Source organism: Providencia rettgeri, assembly GCF_023205015.1.
GTDB classification, from domain to species: domain Bacteria; phylum Pseudomonadota; class Gammaproteobacteria; order Enterobacterales; family Enterobacteriaceae; genus Providencia; species Providencia rettgeri_E.
This window is the reverse complement of record NZ_CP096258.1, coordinates 140506-158628: the sequence shown is the minus strand read 5'-3', so window position 1 is coordinate 158628 and position 18123 is coordinate 140506. Positions and strand designations below refer to the sequence as shown.

The following is an 18123-nucleotide window of genomic DNA, read 5'->3' as shown; positions in this document are numbered from 1 at the left end:
TTAAACGGGACCGAATCATCCCGTAATGCTTATTATTGGCACTGTGTATTTAATGTTCTCACTGGAGAGTCCGCAGTGACGGCTATTTTTTCTAATGCCGAATAATTCACTGTACATTGGCCTGCTTTGCCTCCCCATTGAATGCGAATACGCCCTGAATCCGGTAATCCACTCATGTATAGCTGCCCATTTGAGCCGACAATACCGGTGTTGATATCGCTATCGTCACTGTCTTCTGCAATTAATGTGGCTATTGCGCCAAACGGAGGCATTTTTCCCGTATTCGACAAGTTAATCATCGCTTGATAACCCACTTTGGTCCTGAAGTGACGTTTAATCACCGCACCTTCTGTTGGGTACACCATCATGGACGTATCTTTAAATGTCGTATCATCCGGTAATGTATTAACGTTAACCGCGATTTGGTTAGCCGTGTTGCTGGCTAACTGAGGGATCACGGCATTACCAAAGCGGTCAAATTGTGCGCCCATGGTTAATGCGGCACCTTTTGCGCCATCCGCGGTAATGATAGCAATGGTGTCCCCAACGTTCGGGGCTAATGTCACGCCATCAGAATGCGCAACTAACCCGCCACTGAGTGTTCCATTCATAGCGCGATTCGTATCGGAGTAGCTGTAACCCGCAGATAACGTGGCGTTATTACCGGAATACGTCCCGTTAACACTGCCTCCGTAGTTGCTGTTTCGGCTGTCATAGTTTTGATACAAGCCGTAGCTGAAGCGGTTACTCATCGCACTGCCAGTTAAACCTGCTTGGTGGCGTGTATCACCGTGGTTATCTACGCTTATTCCGTAACGGGCACTCATGGTTTGCGCCATTTCACTGTTGGTTAACAGGCTCAACGGTACCGACACATCGAACGACACCACCCGGTTTTCTGGCCAGCTGTTGTTGTAGCTTTTCACGCGGTCAACCATGTAGGCCAAGCTATAAGAAACACCTCGGAAGTTGTTGTTATAGGACAATCCAACGGAGGTATTAGAGCTCTGCCCTCCCCAATAGGTATTTTTCGAGGCTCTCAGTGATAAGGAGCCATACGAATCAAAGGATTGGCTGATGGATGTCTGGAAACTGTAACGTTGACGTGAGCCCGTCCAAGGCGCCAAGCCATCTTTCAACTCATAACCCGCGTTGTTGTAATCCGAGAAAGAATAGAAGTTCTCGGTGGTATAACGCAGCGCCGTCAAGTCAAAGGAGGTTCCCGTAGAGAGCAAGCTTTTCGAATAACGAATACGGTAAGACTGCCCTTTTAGGTTTTTCCCTGAGAATTTGGCATCGGAATGCGTAATGTCCGTGGACAGCGCCCCAAGCACGCCCAGAGACAAGCCAATACCGCCCACCACTGAGTTATAGCCGTTAGAGACCAGTAACCCACCATAGGTGGTGATATTATGAGGTAGACCAACACTAAATGAACCGAGTGCAAAGGTTTTACGCTCAGAGTCCACCGTTATTCCGCCATTGTAGCGTCCTGCAGAAACCTCGTAGTTGTACGAACCTTGGCGCTCCATCATAGGCAGTGAAGAGTAGGCTTGGGTGAAGACAGTTTGTTTGCCATCTTCTTCTTCCACGGTCACTTCCATGTCCCCCGCCAACCCGCTGGCTGGGATATCACGAATAATAAAACGGCCTGGTGCGACGAAGGTTTGGTAAACCACGCTACCGTTTTGGCGCACGGTGACGGTGGCATTGGTGTTAGCAAAACCTTCAACCACAGGAGCAAACCCTTGCATGCTGCTAGGGTCGAGTTGTGGGTTAGATTTCAGCGTTGCCCCTTTCATGGGAATGGAGTCAAAGATATTGCCCCCTGTTGAAATCTCACCAGCGCGAAAGGTAGATTTAATCGCATTAATGGTGCGATAAACATACGTGTTGGTGAAGTTGGAATCACTGTTGCTTGAGTCCCCACTGCTTTTACTGTAGTTGTACAGGTAGCTGGTTCTCAGGCGCCATGCCCCCACGTTGATCCCTGCATTTAAGTTAGCAAATAGGGAATCATTGGTACTGGATTTTTGGTTATGTTGAGCTAACTGACGGTTATTACTGTAGTTAAAGACATAGTCCATAACTAACGCAGTCACACCGTCATCACGTAATTCAGGGGGAATATAGCCTGCGAAATTAGGCACCATGGCAATTTGTGGTACGGATAAATTCACGGTTAATGTTTGAGCATCAAACGTGATAGTCGCATCGGCAATATAGTCCGACAGTTTTGCAATCTTAACCTCTTCGCCAAGATCTCTTAATTTAGGTAATGCAGAGGTATTCACCCCCAGTTTTTTTAGCTCACCCACGGTAAATACAGGGATAATTTGACCATCGGGCTGTTTATCAAAGGCAATATTAAATTCCCCGGAAGGGATCAAATTAACATTCACCATGACATCGTATTTACCCGGCGTTAGAGTATTGCTATTGGCAAAGTCATTTAAATCGAGCTGAGAAACATCAATCCCGCTCCCATGCATTAATAAGCCTGGGTCAAAATATGATTCGGCAGGCGAGAAAGAGGGCGCCATTGCATAGCAGCAAAGAAAAACCTCTAATGCAATTATGTTTAATTTCATCCCTTTCACTGCATCACCTTTTGTTATTTATTGTTGTGGGTTATTTTTCAACCATAATATAATCTATTAATGTGGTTACTTAATATTATTAGTTGAAAAAATTAATATTATTTTATGTTGCCATCTTTATTAAAATAATTGGCATATTTAAATAATCAAACATCAAAAAAATGGTATGAATAGTTGTCTATATAATTTATTTATCATTAAGACTAATGACTAACTTTTTCTATTCTATTTATTAGTGTGTTGTAAAAATTATTAATCAGCGTAATAACCAATCGTTAAAGTTGCAGAAAAGTCACCTTCATCTGGCTCACAATCCGTTTTGGCGCAACGCAATTTGGCATTAACCATTTTTGTTTCACTACTGGTTTTTATGTTATCCCAAATAATTGATGATGCATCTGGTTTGGCTAAAGGAGTTTGATTAACACTAATAACACGTGTTCCATCTAATAATTGAACACCAATTACCCCATTGGGGTCATCATTAAAGAAATTATTACTGCCTGTTAAGGTATTTCCAGATGCTAAATATACGACGGCTGTTGTTTGATCCGTGCTGGTACAGTTTCTTAAGCCAATGGAAAAGTTTTTTGAAACTGTATCATTCTTAATTTCACTAACTGTCGTCACACCTGAAGCATTACCCAATATAATTTCATTAGGAACGTCAATCTCACAAGTTTTAGCTAAAAATAAAACAGAAAACTCGTAGTGTACTTTATAGTCATCTAACGCCATTGCAGGATAATACATAAACATCATTAGGGTAGTCAGTAATAACTGTTTTGTTTTTTTCATGACTATCAATCCTGATAATATTCAAAAGTAACAGCGGCACTCGCATCACCTGGTTTAACATTATTTTCGCGTTTTACTAAGCTAACGCGATAATTAACGACAACTGAATCACTCGTGGTTGAAGGAAAACTTGAAACGCCTCCATCACTGACAGCTTGGCAGTTCTGATTATTATTATCACAAGATTCAAGTAAAAAGCCCGTTTTAGTTGTGTCCGTCAAACCAAAGAAAACGCCATTATTAAACTGTGTTGATGCTGCTGACTTTGACTTTACTTTAATTGTTTTATCACTATTTGCCGGGAAATTTTTACAAACAATCGTATAAGAAAAATTTTCGCTTTGTATCGGTTTATTAATTGGGCTGTTATCAACATCAGAAGCAATTAATGTACCATTTTGGCTAAAGTCGATGTATTTATCTAATTCGCTATTATCATCAAATTCACAAGTGCCTTTAACGATCTTGGTTTTGAACTGTATTTGTCCATTTTGAGCTATCAATTGGCTGGAGAAAAAAACCATTCCCAGTACAAATATGATTTTACTCAACAGTCCCATGATATTCATTGTATCCTCCAAGATCGTTGATAACAGCCCATTTCACTGCACCCACTTTAAATTGGGTTGTGTAATTCATTTCAGCAAGTGGAGCTATAACATTATTTTGTTTATTTAGCTTAATGGCTTTGTTATTAACGGATAATCCTGCCAAGTTAATATAGTAAGGAGAGTTATTAATTAATCTAACGCCATTAGTATTTTTAATTATTTTAATATTTTTAAATGCGTCGTCTTGATTCATTGACAAATTAGCAGGGCGATAAAAAATCTTAATCACACTTTCTAATCCAATCTTCATACCATCTGCTTGGTCTGATTCAGGAACATTTCTAGAGTGAAAGTAATACATGCTTTCGCGATCTTTAGGAAACTTATGTGAGATCGCTTTAATTTTAATAATATTTCGTTGATTCGGTGCTAACTTAAAAATTGAAGGTGTAATAACAAATAAACCTTCAGATGGTGTTTTACTATCTAGCTGTTGTGTAATAAAACTTGCCACTAAATACGCTTTATTATCTTCATTACGTGCCGTAATAGAGGCTGAATTAGTTGCTTCTTCAATAATGATACGAGTTTGACTTAAACCAACACCCGCTTGAGCAACAAATGAAAATGTTAATAAGATAAAAAGTAGAGATTTTAATTTTTGCATTTTCTTTTCTCTTATATCGCAGGCAGTAATTAATTACTGCCTGCATTGCTAGCTAAACTAACGGGTGACTGTTATTAGTCGTAAGCAACACTGAAGGTTACTGGCACGTTTAAGTTTTGAGCTACTGCATCAGTTGCTGTCGCATAAAGACCTGCAACCATTGGGATGATGTAGTCGCTTTGACCGGTAACTTTCAAGTCTGCAATTTCAGTTGTTGTGTTAGGTTTAACTGCAGTTTTATCTTTACCAGCTGCTAACTTAACACCGATTTGTGATGCTTGAGCATCCGCAAACATGTCTGAATGACCTGTTAATGCTTCACCTGTTGCTAAGATAGAAACAGAAGTTGCATTTGCAGCTTCGTTATCGCTACCAACATCACCGTTATAAACTTTAGTACAGTTATTTAAAACTAAGTTAAAGTTTGCTTCTGATAATGCTTTAGTAGTATCAAGTTTCTCGTTTGAGTGTGTTCCTAAGCTGATTAAGTCTTTAGAAGCACTGATATCACAAGTTGCAGCAACTAAACGAGCATTGAAGTTAACTGTTGCATCTTGAGCAGCAAAAGCTTGAGAAGAAAGAGTTGCAACAGTGAATGCGCCAATCAGAGCAAGTTTATTTAATTTCATAATCATCATTCCTAAGTATGTGGGAAAAGTTTAATTTGGTTTTTAAATTAATATATATTTAAAGTTTCATATTTCAGATTAAGTTTTTATTCTATTAATAAAAATCAATAACCCGAGCATTATTTTTTAAATATCCATTAATAAAATTAATTTACTAATTTTAGATATTTAATAAATAATCAGCTTCTTCGTAAAAACTTAATTTTAAATGTCTTAGTCTTTATTTGGTGAATACTGTCTCACCGGAGTACGTGGATAATATTAATTATACTCATATAAGTTGTCAAACTAGCGAAAAATGCATTTCTCTGTTTTTCCAATAGATTTCAAATTGTTATTTCTCATTAGTTTCATGCAGTTACATGGTTTTTTCTATCTGAGCTAATATTTGCCCCTCAATTCAGTTCAATCAACTAGAAATACCTCAAAAACAGAATAGATTAAGTGTAAAATGCTGAAATTAATATTTGTACATAATTTGTCGCTAAACTTAACACCACGAATGCTCAAAAAAGGAAAATGTTACGAACAACTACGAGGTGTTATAAAAATACTGACTAAGTAGATTTTATTAATACTTAAATTAACCTTGATCATTTTTTTAATCTATAGACATATTCCCCCTGAATAGTCTTCTATTTAACTCATAAGAATATTCTGATGCATTCGTTCTTAAATAATAGTCACAACCAACAAAGAAACATCGGCTCAGCCAGAGCAATTCGAACATAAATGGAAGTTAGGTGAATAGAAAAGATAAACAAGAAAGCATCATCTTTGTAGGTATTGTGAAATACGAGAAGAAGGGAATAAAGGGAATAGAAGGAAGAATAACATGATAAGCAAGTAAACAGCACCCATAGACGGTACTGTTTACTTTGCAAATAATCATTTAAATTTGAGTTGCTTCACAGCCTCATCGATATCAATTTCGTCTTCCGAAAATGTTAACGATGTCCCGTGTAATGTACTAATTTCTAATTTTTTTAATGAGCGCATTTGGCCCACTTTATCTGATTTTGGTTTGATACTATTCATCAATGCACCAATTGATAAAACGGTATTCTCTTTATCAATACGCGTATCTGCTGGCACCTCCACCGAATAAACACGGTAAGATTTGATTGATGCAATCTTAATCCGCTCACCAGCAATATAAATGTATTTGCTTTCTGGTATGATCTTGACCGCAAATGCGGACAACCCTTTATTATTTGTCGTTGGTTCGAAAGTCACTACAGCATTTTTTTTAATCAACTCAGGGTTGGCAACCTTAACCACATGAAAATAACGGTTATCGCCATTCTCATCTTTGATAAATCCAAAACCTTTATCTTCGAACCACGTTGTGATCGTTCCATTCATCGCCATTACCACCTAATTAATCTTATATTGACTCAGCTTTTACAACGCGCAGTATAGAGCACAATGCATGTGCAAACCACGGCTTTGATTTTAGCCTGAACAATAAATTTCCCCAATATTAGTGGCAAGCGTTCGCCAGCCGACAAAAAATTGGTTATTATCAGCGCCCATTGTTGCTGGAAAAGCTAATGACTGAAATCATCGACACCTTTATTGCCCCACCCTGTCACGATAAGATAGAAATTATCTATCAGGATGAGTACCTCGTTCTTATTAACAAGCCAAGTGGCCTACTCAGCCTTTCTGGAAAAAATCCTCAAAACGTAGATTCCGTCCATCACCGATTAGTACAAATATTCCCTGAATGTACTCTTGTTCACCGCCTCGATTTTGGCACATCTGGATTGATGGTAGTGGCTCGTAATAAAGCAATCAATGCCGCGCTGAGCCAACAATTTAGCCAGCGCACTGTCATTAAAATATATCAAGCCCTACTTTGTGGTCATTTAACAGATAATGAAGGCATCATTGATGCGGCAATAGCAAGAGACCCAGCGTTGTTTCCTCGCATGTCTCTTTGCGAAATTAATGGCAAACCTGCCCGCTCCCACTACCAAGTGATTGAGCGTCTGCATCACCCATTAGATAATGGCACATTGCTCCCAGTAACCCGAGTCCAATTAATACCTGAAACAGGGCGTACCCACCAGCTACGCATCCATTGCCAAAAATTAGGTTACCCTATATTAGGCTGTGACTTATATGGGGGCCAAATACCAGAGCATGTATCTCGCCTCATGTTACATGCCAGCGAACTACATTTTGTTCATCCCATTAGCCAAGAAAGAGTTAATACTCGCTGTGCGAGCCCGTTTTAACGCCAAAGCTACGACTTAAAATTTGCCGAGTATTACCACATCAGGTCGTCAGGGATCTTAAAGTCCGCGTACGGGTCATCTTCATCTTGTTCTTCTTGGCTGAGCGCATTATTGAGTACGATACTATCCGCATCCCTTTGGGTTATTTTATCCGCTACACTTGCAGGGATAATCACATACTCATTAACATCACTGTTATCAATCGATAAACGCGCAATCGCCAGGCGCCCACTGATCAACTGTGTTTGCGTTATCTTGTCCACTACCACTTGCTTGATCACATTATTATCGGTGAAATTAAAACTAATATCTCCCTTTGAAATATCAACTTTATTCATCTCAATAAGTTGTTTAACTTGCGCTTTAAACTCTTTGGATTGCACCATTTGTTTATGTTGCTCACTCAATTGTTTGTCTCGCTCAAGTTGTGCTTTTTTATTCTCTTCTACGGCTTCTCTTGCTTCACGCGCTTGAACCCGTGATTTTTTAGCCGTTCTTTGCACTTTCGCCATTTTCTTACTAGTGACTAATCCTGCTTTTAGCATTTGCTCTTGTAAGGTGAGTTTTGCCATCTTCGCCTCTAAATCTATCAGATAATTATGTGATTATACCTGTAGCCACTGAGGCCGGATAGGCCTTCATCCACATAAAAGCCTTTCAATGCCAATGGCCATAAAACTAAACTGGTCTTCTATCGATCTATTTAGCGGTAGTTTAATTTTCTAAAAAATATAAGTATTCATTTATCTCTACCATAGCCACTGTCTATTTTGGAATGGAAACAGCCATTCATAGGGTAACATCCCTTTACACTCTCTTGTGCAGAATCGTGTATACTTGCCAACAAGAATTTATCCACGGTTAATGAATAATGAAAGAAATCGAAAAAACACAAATTAAACTCCTTAGTGACCGTTTAGACCTTATTCGCCATCAGATGACAAGTATGCAGCTGACTAATGAAGCAGAAAAGTATGCAGAGCTGGAGAAAGAAAAAGCGGTATTAGAAACTGAGATTGTTCGTCTAAAAGCGTTACGTAACAAAAAACTCAGCAAAGAAGCGCAGAAATTGGAGGACATGCCGTTCAAGCGCCCCATTACGAAAAAAGAACAAGCCGACCTTGGCAAGCTGAAGAAGTCCGTGCGAGGTTTAATAATTGTTCACCCAATGACGGCATTAGGCCGCGAAATGGAATTGGATATTATGACTGGTTTTGCTAAACATGATTTCTAGTTAAAAATTAATCCAATTAAGATCTGTAATATCTAACGAATACTGGAAGGTTCCTAATACACTTTTCGTGATTAAGAACCGCTAGTCAGTCATTTTCCGCTAAAAAGCCCACCTCCGCATTTTGAACACAAACAGTATTCGCTAAACACCACAGTATGAGTCAAACTTTCTAACGGTAAGTAAATAAAACATTCACAGTGTTACTGAACTGCCCTGATTTAATGGCTTCATCATCTTTCTTTGATAACTCGACACTATAAGGGAAATAGCCTGGCTTTTGTTTACTGATACTTCCTTTATAGTAATATTGGTCAAACATAACCTGCTGATTACTAGTTCTATCTGTGATTGTCGCCTGTAGGCCATTGTTAAAGAGCATATATTTTTTATTTACCACACCACTGTTGCTTTGGAACGCGACACTGATTTCTAATGCAGCTTCACATGTTGAATCCGGTACTAAATCTAAAGAAAAATTTTCTTTAACTGTTTTACCATTTTCAAAGCTCTCAACCGTTAATTCTTTAAAATCAACCACTTTATTGCTCATACGAACAATCGGCGTTGGACAGTAGTTCACCAGTTTCCCGATGATCCTAGCCTGATACATATCCCCAAAATTTCTTCTCTGGTAATCACTGTGATAGCCCACATTAAAAACACCAGTATCAAAAGATTTTAATTCACCCGTACCTCGGATAACTCGATATGTATAACCAAACACCACACTTTTAGCACCCGCCTCCCAAGAACCTACTTCTAAAGATGGTGTATTGTCCGCTGTTATTTCAACAGACTTACCATACATACTATCCTGATAAAGCCTGATGCCGCTATTTTTGAGTAAGTTTTTTGTATTCGTCGAGGTTTGGTTGTTAAACCAAATTGTACGCTCTGCTTTTGAGCCTGAAAATACACAAGCCCATACAAACCAACCACTACTCGCAGAGCCCAATAATGTCCCTGGAGCAACCACACCGGGTGTTGTATTCATATCGATATAGACTTCAGGCAGCGGATTCCACGGATTTCCCGTTCCCGGCGTACTGGAGTTTGGTCTACATGTCACTCCTGCATAAGCTGCTGTACCGGACATAAGAAGGAGAAAAAATACCCCTCCTTGCCATAGCTGCTGTTTTATTTTCATCTTAGTAAGATTCAGCTTTTGCATTTTTTATTTCGCCTGTGGCAGTAATTGGCAAGACGGTGCCGCTGCACATTGATATTTATTAAATTTCAATCCACCAAAATCATCAATATAGGCAACTTCAAAACTGTTCCATGCAGGGTTTTTCAATGTCACTGTAGAATCACTAAACGGAGCTACAAGCACTTCAGGAAAATTTTTATCCTTGCTTTGATCGACATTGATATTTGTTATCACAATATTAAACGGTGTTGGGTTTGACAATGTAATACTTCCACCTTGTTTTGTGACTTTTAAATCCCGCTGAAAATCTTTATCTGCTGATATTTTGTAGTCAATGCCTTTTGGACGGTAAAACAGTTTTAAGCGTGATTGGATAGTAAATTGAACTGTATTCGCTTCTTTCCCTTGAGGTGGAATGCCTAATACATTGAAATAAAGCAGGCTTTCTCTATCCGTCGGTAATGTATTTTGCCCATCCATGTACGTAATTTTGATTTGTTTTTTCTGCTTAGGGCCAATTTTTTGCAAGAAAGGCAAAGCCACTAACGAGTTCGTCAGCTTCTCACCTTTTTGGTTCTCTATCCAAGTTTGGGCTAAAAAAGAGGACCCCGCATCTTGGTTTTCAACAACGACACTGGTTCCGCCATCGGCTTCATTAAAAATAATACGGGTTCTATCTAACCCAAGTACTGCATATGCTTGACCCATTACGCTTGACAGTAAAACAACGGAAAGCACTTTTTTAAATAATGTCATTTTTTCACCCATTTAAATCACATTAGTGACTACAAGTCATTGAATCGCTACTTTTAGCAAGCAGACTGTCAGCAAGGAATGTACACGTTTGAGCATCACCCCAATTGACGCTAAGTTGGTCGCCCATATTCAAACCAGTTAAGTATACGATGCCAGATTCAGCAATAATGCCTGAAACTTTACCCGTTACGTTATTTTTCACCACTGAGCCTAATGGTGGATATTGACCATTAGATAATTTAACTCTTGTTATCAATGATTTACCTATATCCGCATCCATTTTAGCATAGCCTATTGCCCCATCCGTGAGTGTAGACGCTAAAACGTTATCATCAATATTCACGGTATCTGGAAGATTATTCACGTCAACCTTATATTCCATATTATAGTAGGTTGGTACATTACTGATAGTCGCTAATCCACGACTGTTTGTTGTTGCACTACCATTTTCAATAATAACGCCTTTAGCATTTGGTACATCAACCACTAATCGAGATTGGTCACGATACGTGAGGCGGTGAGCTGAAATACCGTGTTGTGTCGCAGTGACTGAACCACTCATTGTCATACTGAGTGAGCTCATTGAGTCTGATAATGCGCCTGTCACTTGTACTTGCCCTGCATCAGCGCTGTGTGACACATAAGTGCTGACCATACCTTCCGATAAACCATCTTGGGTTGATGCCGTTAAATTATAATTCGTGTTTTTATCAACATGTCGGCTGTAATTAACGTTATTAGTATAGCGTTTGGTATTGTCGCTATAAGATGCAAAATAAGATATTGATGCATTTTTGTCTTCAGAACTTAATGGCTTACTGACAGACAAATAAATTTGGTTATCCGTTTTATTATTAGAGCCACGAACTTGGTTTAAAGACAGTGATATATTCCCGCCTTTCATGACACCTTCATCAAAGAACTTATTTAAACCTACACTAAAATAGTTATTTTGCTTGCCATTCCAATATGTCTTACGTGATGCCGTGATATTTGCACTTGCATTGATGCCGCGTAATTGCTGAGCGTAAGACAATGAAAAAACATGCTTATCTTTATTTGTATCGATTTCTTGTCTGTCTACAAAGTTTTGCTCAACAAAATTGGATAATGAGTTAAATGTTCTGTCTGCGAAACGGTAGCCTGTTAACGTCAGCTGTCCATCAATACTGGGTAAGTCTTTTGCATAGTTAATACGATAGCTTTTTCCTTTCTCACGCCCTAACAAGGTATCTGCGTAAGATTGGGTGATATCCACCGAGAAAGCACCTAAAAAACCGAGGTTTTGACCAATACCTATATTAACGGCTTGATATTTATTCCCTGAAGTCGCTACTAACCCACCAAAAACAGAGGTGTTGTTAAATACCCCAACTGAGCTTTCAACCGTCATGAAATTATCGTCAGCATAGGTTCCATTTTTAGGGGATAACTGGCCTAAATTCATGGTATAGCGAACTTGACCTTTACGAGTCAAAAACGGAATATTGGTTGTTGTAAACTGAAACTTTGTTTCTTTACCGTTATCCTCTGTCACTGTAACATCAATGGTTCCCATGACGGATTGGCTTAAATCCTTAATAACAAAAGGACCTGCGGGGACTTTTACTTGGCTAATAATACGGCCATTTTGTGATAATGTGACTGTTGCATTTGAGGCAGCAATCCCCGTAACTTGAGGTGCGTAACCTCTAAGATTAGGTGGCATCATGCTTTCGTCTGTAAAAATGCTCACGCCCTTGAAACGCACGCTATCAAATAAGTCAGATTTAACAAAGATTTCCCCAGCAAACAGCTTTGCCGATAAACTAGCAATGTCCCTAAAAGCATAGACTTGGTCCCAGTCTAAGCTTTGTTTCTTACCGCTACGCCCATCCTCGCCTACTAACTTGTTTTCATATTGGTAATTTGCACGTAAACGCCATTGCGCTAAGTTTGCTCCCACATTACCGAAAGCATATAACTGGTTACGTGTTGCTTCATTTTTGCGAACTAAATGATTATCACTAATTGTGTAATCTAAAATTAAGCCTGCAATGCCGTAATCGCGCATTTCCGGGCTAACCCACGAAGAATAAGTGGATTCCATGTATTTTTGTGGAATAGAAATAACAAGAACTTGTTCACTATCATTAAAATCGATAGCTACATTTTCATCGAGAGATGATAAATTAATACAGTTATCTTCTTGAGACGAAATTAATTTTTCTTTCGCTTCTTTATTTAAAGGAAAACGTTTTATTAACTGTGCTGTAATACACGGCTCAATAATACCGTTATTGCTAATAAATTTAATTTTTTCGCCACGGATAATTTTTTTGTCATTTAAAATAACATCCGATTCATACAGACCTTCATTTAAACTATTTTTCTCAAAATAGCTTAAATCAATATTATCTTCGACAGATAAATTAAGTGCATTAATATTAAAGGTTTCAGCATTAGCATACCCACCACATATAATGAGTGAGATCATATAACCTATATTTTTTTTCTTAAAATACATGTTGGCACTCTTATTATTGTAGTGGGGGAATACAAAGCTTTACGCTAATTAGCGTAAAGCTTTTGGGCTAGACATAATGGCTATCTTATTCGTAGCTTAATACATAGTTTGCAACAGAGCTGATGCTACCTGAAGTTGCTGTACCAGTTGATTCTGCTTGAGCAGATAAAATAATAGTGGTTTCAGATGCTTTCAGTGTTTGTTCTAAAGTCTCACCTGGCTTGATTGTTTTACCTGCATTATCAAAGAATGCCACAGCAACGTTATCTGCACTGCCTGAGTTTGACCATAATGTTGCTTTCGCTGTATCAGGTTGACCATTAAATGTAATTTTTACTTTAGAATAAGGTGAGCCTGCAGTACCTGAATCAAGTTGGCAATCTTGTAATTTTAATTCAAATGTATTTAATGGACCTGTTTTACCCGCAGTAGCTAAATTAGCCGCTGAAATACTTCCTAATTGAACTTCTTTATTAACATCAGAAGGAGCAATTGTACAAGCACCGCTATTTACAGTTCCTTTAAATGTAATTTTACCAGAACCAGCATCCGCAGCCATTGCAGAAATAGAAGTCGTAGTTAACGCTAAGCATAATGCGATTAAAGTCTTATTCATTTTGTATACCTTATATATTAAAGAGTAATTAAATTAAAAATTATTTACCTGCTGTGAGGAACGAAATGAATAATATCCGTAAAATGCGTACGCAGATATCGCTAAAGTATGTATTTACCTTGTAGAATGTAACGAAAAATATCAAATTAACTCATTGATATTAAATGAAAATTAAAAACTTAAGATTTATCATTATTTTCATCAATAACCTCTCAGATCATCAAAATTAGAATTTTAATCTTAAAATAATAAATAAGTCAGAACTAAGAATTAACATAACTAACAAAAACAAAAAAAACACACAGAAAGCGTATTTCGTTAGTTAAATATATTTTATGTACTCCGAAATGGAGTTTTTGAGATATTTACTTACAACCATTCACTGATTTGTAATGAGTTTATAACGTTAAAGTAATTTCTTTATGCAAATATTAATTTTAACACCTTGTTTTTATTAGCATAATCTTATTGTGTTAAATAAATTGCGATATACTGTTATATTACGCCTTATTTATAAGATATAATTCATAAAATAAAATACGTAATAAAACAATGCGTTACATGACCACTTATACATAACAAATAATCAGCTCTTCCACCTTCTCCCTACCTATGCAAGCAAATACAGTTCTTTGGATCGTTTTAAAATGATTGGTTTACTTGATAGAAAGTTCATAGTCCACAGTCACAATCAATATTTTTTACTCCCGTAAATGTACTCGTGACTCACTCGCCTGAATATTATGGGCGCATCAGCGAGTGAAACTAGTGGGTACATTCCAAAAGAAAGTCGTTTCTCTTTTCCTCCAAAACGATATTTCATTCTCCAAGCCTTCGATCCATTGGTGTTAACCTCGAGATATAACCCCCCTCCATCGGTCATTTTATAGGGGGTTACCATTGGCCTTGAGGCCGCTACCTGGCGGGCGCAAAGCTTCATCGTGGGGGCATCCAAAAAATAAGGAAAAATTATGCCCCCAATTTTGCCCCCAAACAGGGGTATAAACCAGTAAACATGGGGAGAATTAGACAGACTTCGAAGTGATTAATCTTGTTGATTTAAAAGGAAAATATAGACTTTGAGAGAAATTCAGAAACTGCGTTTGGCGGAAGATCACAGGAGTCGAACCTGCCCGGGACTGCTGGCAGCCCCAACTGGATTTGAAATCCAGCCGCCTCACCGGAGACGACGATCTTCCTCTATAGATTGGAAAGTGATTATAGACTGAATTCATTATTTTCCAAAGCATTGAAACTACAACTATTGCCTTTATTGATAAAAGCCAATAAAAATCCCATTTATTGATAAGCGTTAATAAGAAAAAACGTTAGATTGATATTGAGGTTTGTACATTTGCCCCCATATACTTTCTTATATTCGCAATGGCGTGCTGGTTCTATCACCCATAATATTGACCATCTTTGGGTCTAAGTTCGCCATTAAACTTTTATTGTCAACACAGTAAGCCTTGGCCTACGAGCGCAAGCCTGCAATCACAGGATGTTTTATGACAAATTCATTATTAGCCGATTCCGCACTACCCCGCTTTTCTACTATAGAGCCCGCGGATATTTTTCCCGCAGTCCAACACGTACTCAATGAATATCGCCAAACAGTAGAAAACCTGCTGAGTGCAACAGATCAATACACTTGGGATAACCTGTGCCAACCTTTAGAAGAAGCTAGTGATAAGCTTTCTCGTGTTTGGTCACCAGTGGGTCATTTACACTCCGTGAAAAACAGCCCTGAATTACGTGAAGCCTACGAACAATGTTTGCCATTACTGTCTGAATTCAGTACTTGGATGGGGCAACATGAGCCTTTATACCAAGCATATAAATCATTAAAAGAAGGGGATGAATTTAATTCCCTTACCCAAGCTCAACGTAAATCTATCGAAAATACTTTACGTGATTTTGAATTATCCGGCATTGGCTTACCTGCTGAAAAACAGCAACGTTATGGTGAAATTGTTGCACGTTTGTCGGAGATAGCCTCTAAGTTTAGCAATAACGTCCTTGATGCGACCATGGGTTGGAGTAAGCTCATTAAAGACGAAAAAGAATTAGCAGGCATGCCGGAAAGTGCTATTGCCGCAGCAAAAGCCATGGCTGAGTCAAAAGGTGAAGAAGGCTACTTACTTACCCTCGATATGCCAAGCTACTTACCTGTTATGACCTATGCTGACAACTCAGAATTACGACGTGAGATGAGCCATGCATATAGCACCCGTGCGTCTGACCAAGGCCCAAATGCGGGTAAATGGGATAACAGCGAATTAATTGATGAACTGATGGCTTTACGCCACGAACTAGCGCAATTATTAGGTTTTAAAAACTACGCAGAAAAATCCCTTGCCACCAAAATGGCCGAATCGCCAGAGCAAGTGCTAAATTTCCTCAATGATTTAGCCGACCGTGCTCATCAACAAGGGGAAAATGAACTAGCTGAACTAACGGCTTTTGCTAAAGAACATTATGGTGTCGATACACTTGAGTCTTGGGATTTAGCTTATTACAGCGAAAAACAAAAACAGCATAAATTCTCATTAAATGATGAACAATTACGTCCATATTTCCCTGAACAACGCGTACTGAATGGGTTGTTCGAAGTTGTTCATCGTATCTATGGTTTAACGGCCAAAGAACGCAATGATGTAGAAACATGGCATAAAGATGTGCGTTTCTTTGAACTCTATGATGAAACCAATACCTTACGCGGCAGCTTCTACCTAGACCTCTATGCTCGCGAACATAAACGAGGCGGAGCTTGGATGGATGACTGTGTTGGCCGCATGGTGCATAAAGACGGCTCATTACAAAATCCTGTAGCCTATTTAACCTGTAACTTCAACAAACCACTTGGCGATAAACCCGCACTGTTTACGCATAATGAAGTCACGACCTTATTCCACGAATTTGGTCACGGCTTGCACCATATGTTAACGCAAATTGATGTGGCCGATGTCGCTGGGATCAATGGTGTACCATGGGATGCTGTCGAACTGCCAAGTCAGTTTATGGAAAATTGGTGCTGGGAGCCTGAAGCCCTCGAATTTATTTCTGGCCATTATGAGACAGGCGAACCATTACCAACAGAAATGCTCAATAGCATGTTAGCGGCGAAGAATTACCAGTCAGCCATGTTTGTTCTGCGCCAGTTGGAATTTGGCCTGTTTGATTTCACCTTACATGCTGAGTATGACCCAGCAAAAGGTGCGCAAGTCATGCCCACGTTATATGCAATTAAAGATAAAGTCGCCGTGGTCCCTTCACCAACATGGTCGCGCTTCCCACATGCTTTTAGCCATATTTTCGCAGGTGGCTATGCAGCAGGCTATTACAGCTACTTATGGGCAGATGTGCTTGCAGCTGATGCATATTCACGTTTCAGTGAAGAAGGTATCTTTAACCGCCAAACGGGTCAGTCTTTCCTCGACAATATCTTAAGTCGTGGTGGTTCAGAAGAACCAATGACGCTGTTTGAACGCTTCCGTGGTCGCAAACCAGAACTCGATGCCATGTTGAAGAGCTATGGTATTCATGGCTAATCGTATTGAGATCCAATTGATCTGCGAAGAGGGTGCCGATCCCGGCACTCTTTCTCAACTTTCTGAAAAATGGCAACTTTCTCACACCCCTGATGCCGTTATGGCGGTTGTACTTACGCCTGAAAACTTACAACTGCGCAAACTAGATGAGCCTAAGTTAGGGGGTATTTTTGTTGATTTCGTCTCGGGCGCGATGGCCCATCGTCGCAAATTTGGTGGAGGTCGCGGTGAAGCTGTTGCCAAAGCCGTCGGGATCAAAAAAGATTATCTTCCCGATGTGATTGATGCCACTGCTGGTTTAGGGCGTGATGCCTTTGTTCTAGCCGCTCTCGGTTGCCATGTCCGCATGTTAGAGCGCCACCCTGTGGTTGCTGCTCTATTGGATGATGGTTTACAACGAGGCTATCAAGATGCAGAAATTGGCCCATGGTTACAAGAGCGAATGTCATTGATTCATGCGTCCAGTATTACAGCACTGAGTGAGATAACCCATGCCCCTGATGTTATCTATCTTGACCCAATGTATCCTCATCGGCAAAAAAGTGCTTTGGTGAAAAAAGAAATGCGGGTATTTCAGTCATTGGTGGGAGCAGATAATGACGCAGATTCCTTATTAGCCCCTGCGCTTGCTTTGGCTAAACGTAGAGTGGTTGTTAAGCGCCCTGACTACGCAGAACCCCTAGCGGGACAAAAAGCGCCATCAGCGGTTACCACTAAAAACCATCGGTTTGATATCTATCCATGCATTAAAAGTAACGAATAAACGTAACGGCGAAGGGCGTATGTACAGGTGAATTTATCAGTATGATACAGCCGCCCTTT

At 39.2% G+C, this 18123-nt stretch carries 15 protein-coding genes, 1 tRNA gene and 1 pseudogene; 4 read left to right on the top strand and 13 right to left on the bottom strand.

Annotated elements, in window-relative coordinates; translation table 11 throughout:
* Window positions 1-32 precede the first annotated feature (32 nt).
* The 6 genes from M0M83_RS00675 to M0M83_RS00650 form a co-directional block, all read right to left on the bottom strand.
* A complete protein-coding gene (locus M0M83_RS00675; RefSeq protein WP_248467343.1) occupies window positions 33-2591 on the bottom strand; it encodes a fimbria/pilus outer membrane usher protein in 2559 nt (852 codons plus the stop codon).
* Window positions 2592-2852: 261 nt separating this feature from the next.
* The gene (locus M0M83_RS00670; protein ID WP_213914363.1) at window positions 2853-3398 is read right to left on the bottom strand and encodes a fimbrial protein; all 546 of its coding nucleotides are present in this window, start codon (window positions 3396-3398) and stop codon (window positions 2853-2855) included.
* Window positions 3399-3403: 5 nt separating this feature from the next.
* The gene (locus tag M0M83_RS00665) at window positions 3404-3967 is read right to left on the bottom strand and encodes a fimbrial protein (RefSeq protein ID WP_125894678.1); all 564 of its coding nucleotides are present in this window, start codon (window positions 3965-3967) and stop codon (window positions 3404-3406) included.
* A complete protein-coding gene (locus M0M83_RS00660; protein WP_125894676.1) occupies window positions 3942-4616 on the bottom strand; it encodes a fimbrial biogenesis chaperone in 675 nt (224 codons plus the stop codon). The genes M0M83_RS00665 and M0M83_RS00660 overlap by 26 nt, the downstream gene beginning before the upstream one ends.
* A 74-nt stretch (window positions 4617-4690) precedes the next feature.
* Entirely contained in the window at window positions 4691-5245 is a 555-nt protein-coding gene (locus tag M0M83_RS00655; protein WP_125894674.1) for a fimbrial protein, read from the bottom strand.
* An 888-nt stretch (window positions 5246-6133) separates the two neighbouring features.
* Window positions 6134-6610 carry a cold-shock protein gene (locus M0M83_RS00650; protein ID WP_185746955.1) on the bottom strand — a complete coding sequence of 159 codons (477 nt, stop codon included), beginning with the start codon at window positions 6608-6610 and terminating at the stop codon, window positions 6134-6136.
* A 188-nt stretch (window positions 6611-6798) separates the two neighbouring features.
* Here M0M83_RS00650 and M0M83_RS00645 point away from each other — a divergent pair, with 188 nt between their 5' ends.
* Complete coding sequence (locus M0M83_RS00645; protein ID WP_248467341.1) at window positions 6799-7488, top strand: RluA family pseudouridine synthase; 690 nt, start codon at window positions 6799-6801, stop codon at window positions 7486-7488.
* A gap of 32 nt (window positions 7489-7520) precedes the next feature.
* On the opposite strand, the gene M0M83_RS00640 is transcribed toward M0M83_RS00645, so the two are convergent.
* Entirely contained in the window at window positions 7521-8060 is a 540-nt protein-coding gene (locus tag M0M83_RS00640; protein ID WP_248467340.1) for a DUF2058 domain-containing protein, read from the bottom strand.
* Between the two features lie 299 nt (window positions 8061-8359).
* Here M0M83_RS00640 and M0M83_RS00635 point away from each other — a divergent pair, with 299 nt between their 5' ends.
* Window positions 8360-8722 (top strand): YibL family ribosome-associated protein, encoded by a 363-nt coding sequence (locus M0M83_RS00635; protein WP_213914366.1) that lies wholly within the window; start codon window positions 8360-8362, stop codon window positions 8720-8722.
* Between the two features lie 169 nt (window positions 8723-8891).
* Here M0M83_RS00635 and M0M83_RS00630 read toward each other — a convergent pair whose 3' ends face one another.
* The 6 genes and pseudogenes from M0M83_RS00630 to M0M83_RS00605 all read right to left on the bottom strand — a co-directional run bounded on the left by M0M83_RS00630 (window position 8892) and on the right by M0M83_RS00605 (window position 14949).
* Window positions 8892-9893 (bottom strand): fimbrial protein, encoded by a 1002-nt coding sequence (locus M0M83_RS00630; protein WP_125894664.1) that lies wholly within the window; start codon window positions 9891-9893, stop codon window positions 8892-8894.
* Window positions 9894-9896: 3 nt separating this feature from the next.
* Complete coding sequence (locus M0M83_RS00625; RefSeq protein ID WP_213914367.1) at window positions 9897-10628, bottom strand: fimbrial biogenesis chaperone; 732 nt, start codon at window positions 10626-10628, stop codon at window positions 9897-9899.
* A gap of 22 nt (window positions 10629-10650) precedes the next feature.
* On the bottom strand, window positions 10651-13104 hold the full coding sequence (locus tag M0M83_RS00620) for a fimbria/pilus outer membrane usher protein (RefSeq protein WP_248467339.1): 2454 nt from the start codon (window positions 13102-13104) through the stop codon (window positions 10651-10653).
* A gap of 115 nt (window positions 13105-13219) precedes the next feature.
* Complete coding sequence (locus M0M83_RS00615; RefSeq protein ID WP_125894658.1) at window positions 13220-13750, bottom strand: fimbrial protein; 531 nt, start codon at window positions 13748-13750, stop codon at window positions 13220-13222.
* Between the two features lie 748 nt (window positions 13751-14498).
* Window positions 14499-14690 (bottom strand): annotated as a pseudogene (locus tag M0M83_RS00610) (Arm DNA-binding domain-containing protein); the annotation flags it as partial.
* A 164-nt stretch (window positions 14691-14854) separates the two neighbouring features.
* Window positions 14855-14949 (bottom strand) — tRNA-Sec (locus M0M83_RS00605).
* A gap of 309 nt (window positions 14950-15258) precedes the next feature.
* Here M0M83_RS00605 and prlC point away from each other — a divergent pair.
* Entirely contained in the window at window positions 15259-17301 is a 2043-nt protein-coding gene (gene prlC, locus M0M83_RS00600; RefSeq protein WP_248467337.1) for an oligopeptidase A, read from the top strand.
* Complete coding sequence (gene rsmJ, locus M0M83_RS00595; RefSeq protein ID WP_125894651.1) at window positions 17294-18064, top strand: 16S rRNA (guanine(1516)-N(2))-methyltransferase RsmJ; 771 nt, start codon at window positions 17294-17296, stop codon at window positions 18062-18064. The genes prlC and rsmJ overlap by 8 nt, the downstream gene beginning before the upstream one ends.
* The last annotated feature ends 59 nt before the right edge of the window (window positions 18065-18123 follow it).

What these genes read in the sequence shown, in the direction of transcription:
- M0M83_RS00630 (WP_125894664.1), bottom strand. Translation starts at nt 9,893, where the DNA reads ATGCAAAAGCTGAATCTTACTAAGATGAAAATAAAACAGCAGCTATGG.
- M0M83_RS00670 (WP_213914363.1), bottom strand. Translation starts at nt 3,398, where the DNA reads ATGAAAAAAACAAAACAGTTATTACTGACTACCCTAATGATGTTTATG.
- rsmJ (WP_125894651.1), top strand. Translation starts at nt 17,294, where the DNA reads ATGGCTAATCGTATTGAGATCCAATTGATCTGCGAAGAGGGTGCCGAT.
- M0M83_RS00655 (WP_125894674.1), bottom strand. Translation starts at nt 5,245, where the DNA reads ATGAAATTAAATAAACTTGCTCTGATTGGCGCATTCACTGTTGCAACT.
- M0M83_RS00640 (WP_248467340.1), bottom strand. Translation starts at nt 8,060, where the DNA reads ATGGCAAAACTCACCTTACAAGAGCAAATGCTAAAAGCAGGATTAGTC.
- M0M83_RS00665 (WP_125894678.1), bottom strand. Translation starts at nt 3,967, where the DNA reads ATGAATATCATGGGACTGTTGAGTAAAATCATATTTGTACTGGGAATG.
- M0M83_RS00615 (WP_125894658.1), bottom strand. Translation starts at nt 13,750, where the DNA reads ATGAATAAGACTTTAATCGCATTATGCTTAGCGTTAACTACGACTTCT.
- M0M83_RS00620 (WP_248467339.1), bottom strand. Translation starts at nt 13,104, where the DNA reads ATGATCTCACTCATTATATGTGGTGGGTATGCTAATGCTGAAACCTTT.
- prlC (WP_248467337.1), top strand. Translation starts at nt 15,259, where the DNA reads ATGACAAATTCATTATTAGCCGATTCCGCACTACCCCGCTTTTCTACT.
- M0M83_RS00660 (WP_125894676.1), bottom strand. Translation starts at nt 4,616, where the DNA reads ATGCAAAAATTAAAATCTCTACTTTTTATCTTATTAACATTTTCATTT.
- M0M83_RS00635 (WP_213914366.1), top strand. Translation starts at nt 8,360, where the DNA reads ATGAAAGAAATCGAAAAAACACAAATTAAACTCCTTAGTGACCGTTTA.
- M0M83_RS00650 (WP_185746955.1), bottom strand. Translation starts at nt 6,610, where the DNA reads ATGAATGGAACGATCACAACGTGGTTCGAAGATAAAGGTTTTGGATTT.
- M0M83_RS00675 (WP_248467343.1), bottom strand. Translation starts at nt 2,591, where the DNA reads ATGAAATTAAACATAATTGCATTAGAGGTTTTTCTTTGCTGCTATGCA.
- M0M83_RS00645 (WP_248467341.1), top strand. Translation starts at nt 6,799, where the DNA reads ATGACTGAAATCATCGACACCTTTATTGCCCCACCCTGTCACGATAAG.
- M0M83_RS00625 (WP_213914367.1), bottom strand. Translation starts at nt 10,628, where the DNA reads ATGACATTATTTAAAAAAGTGCTTTCCGTTGTTTTACTGTCAAGCGTA.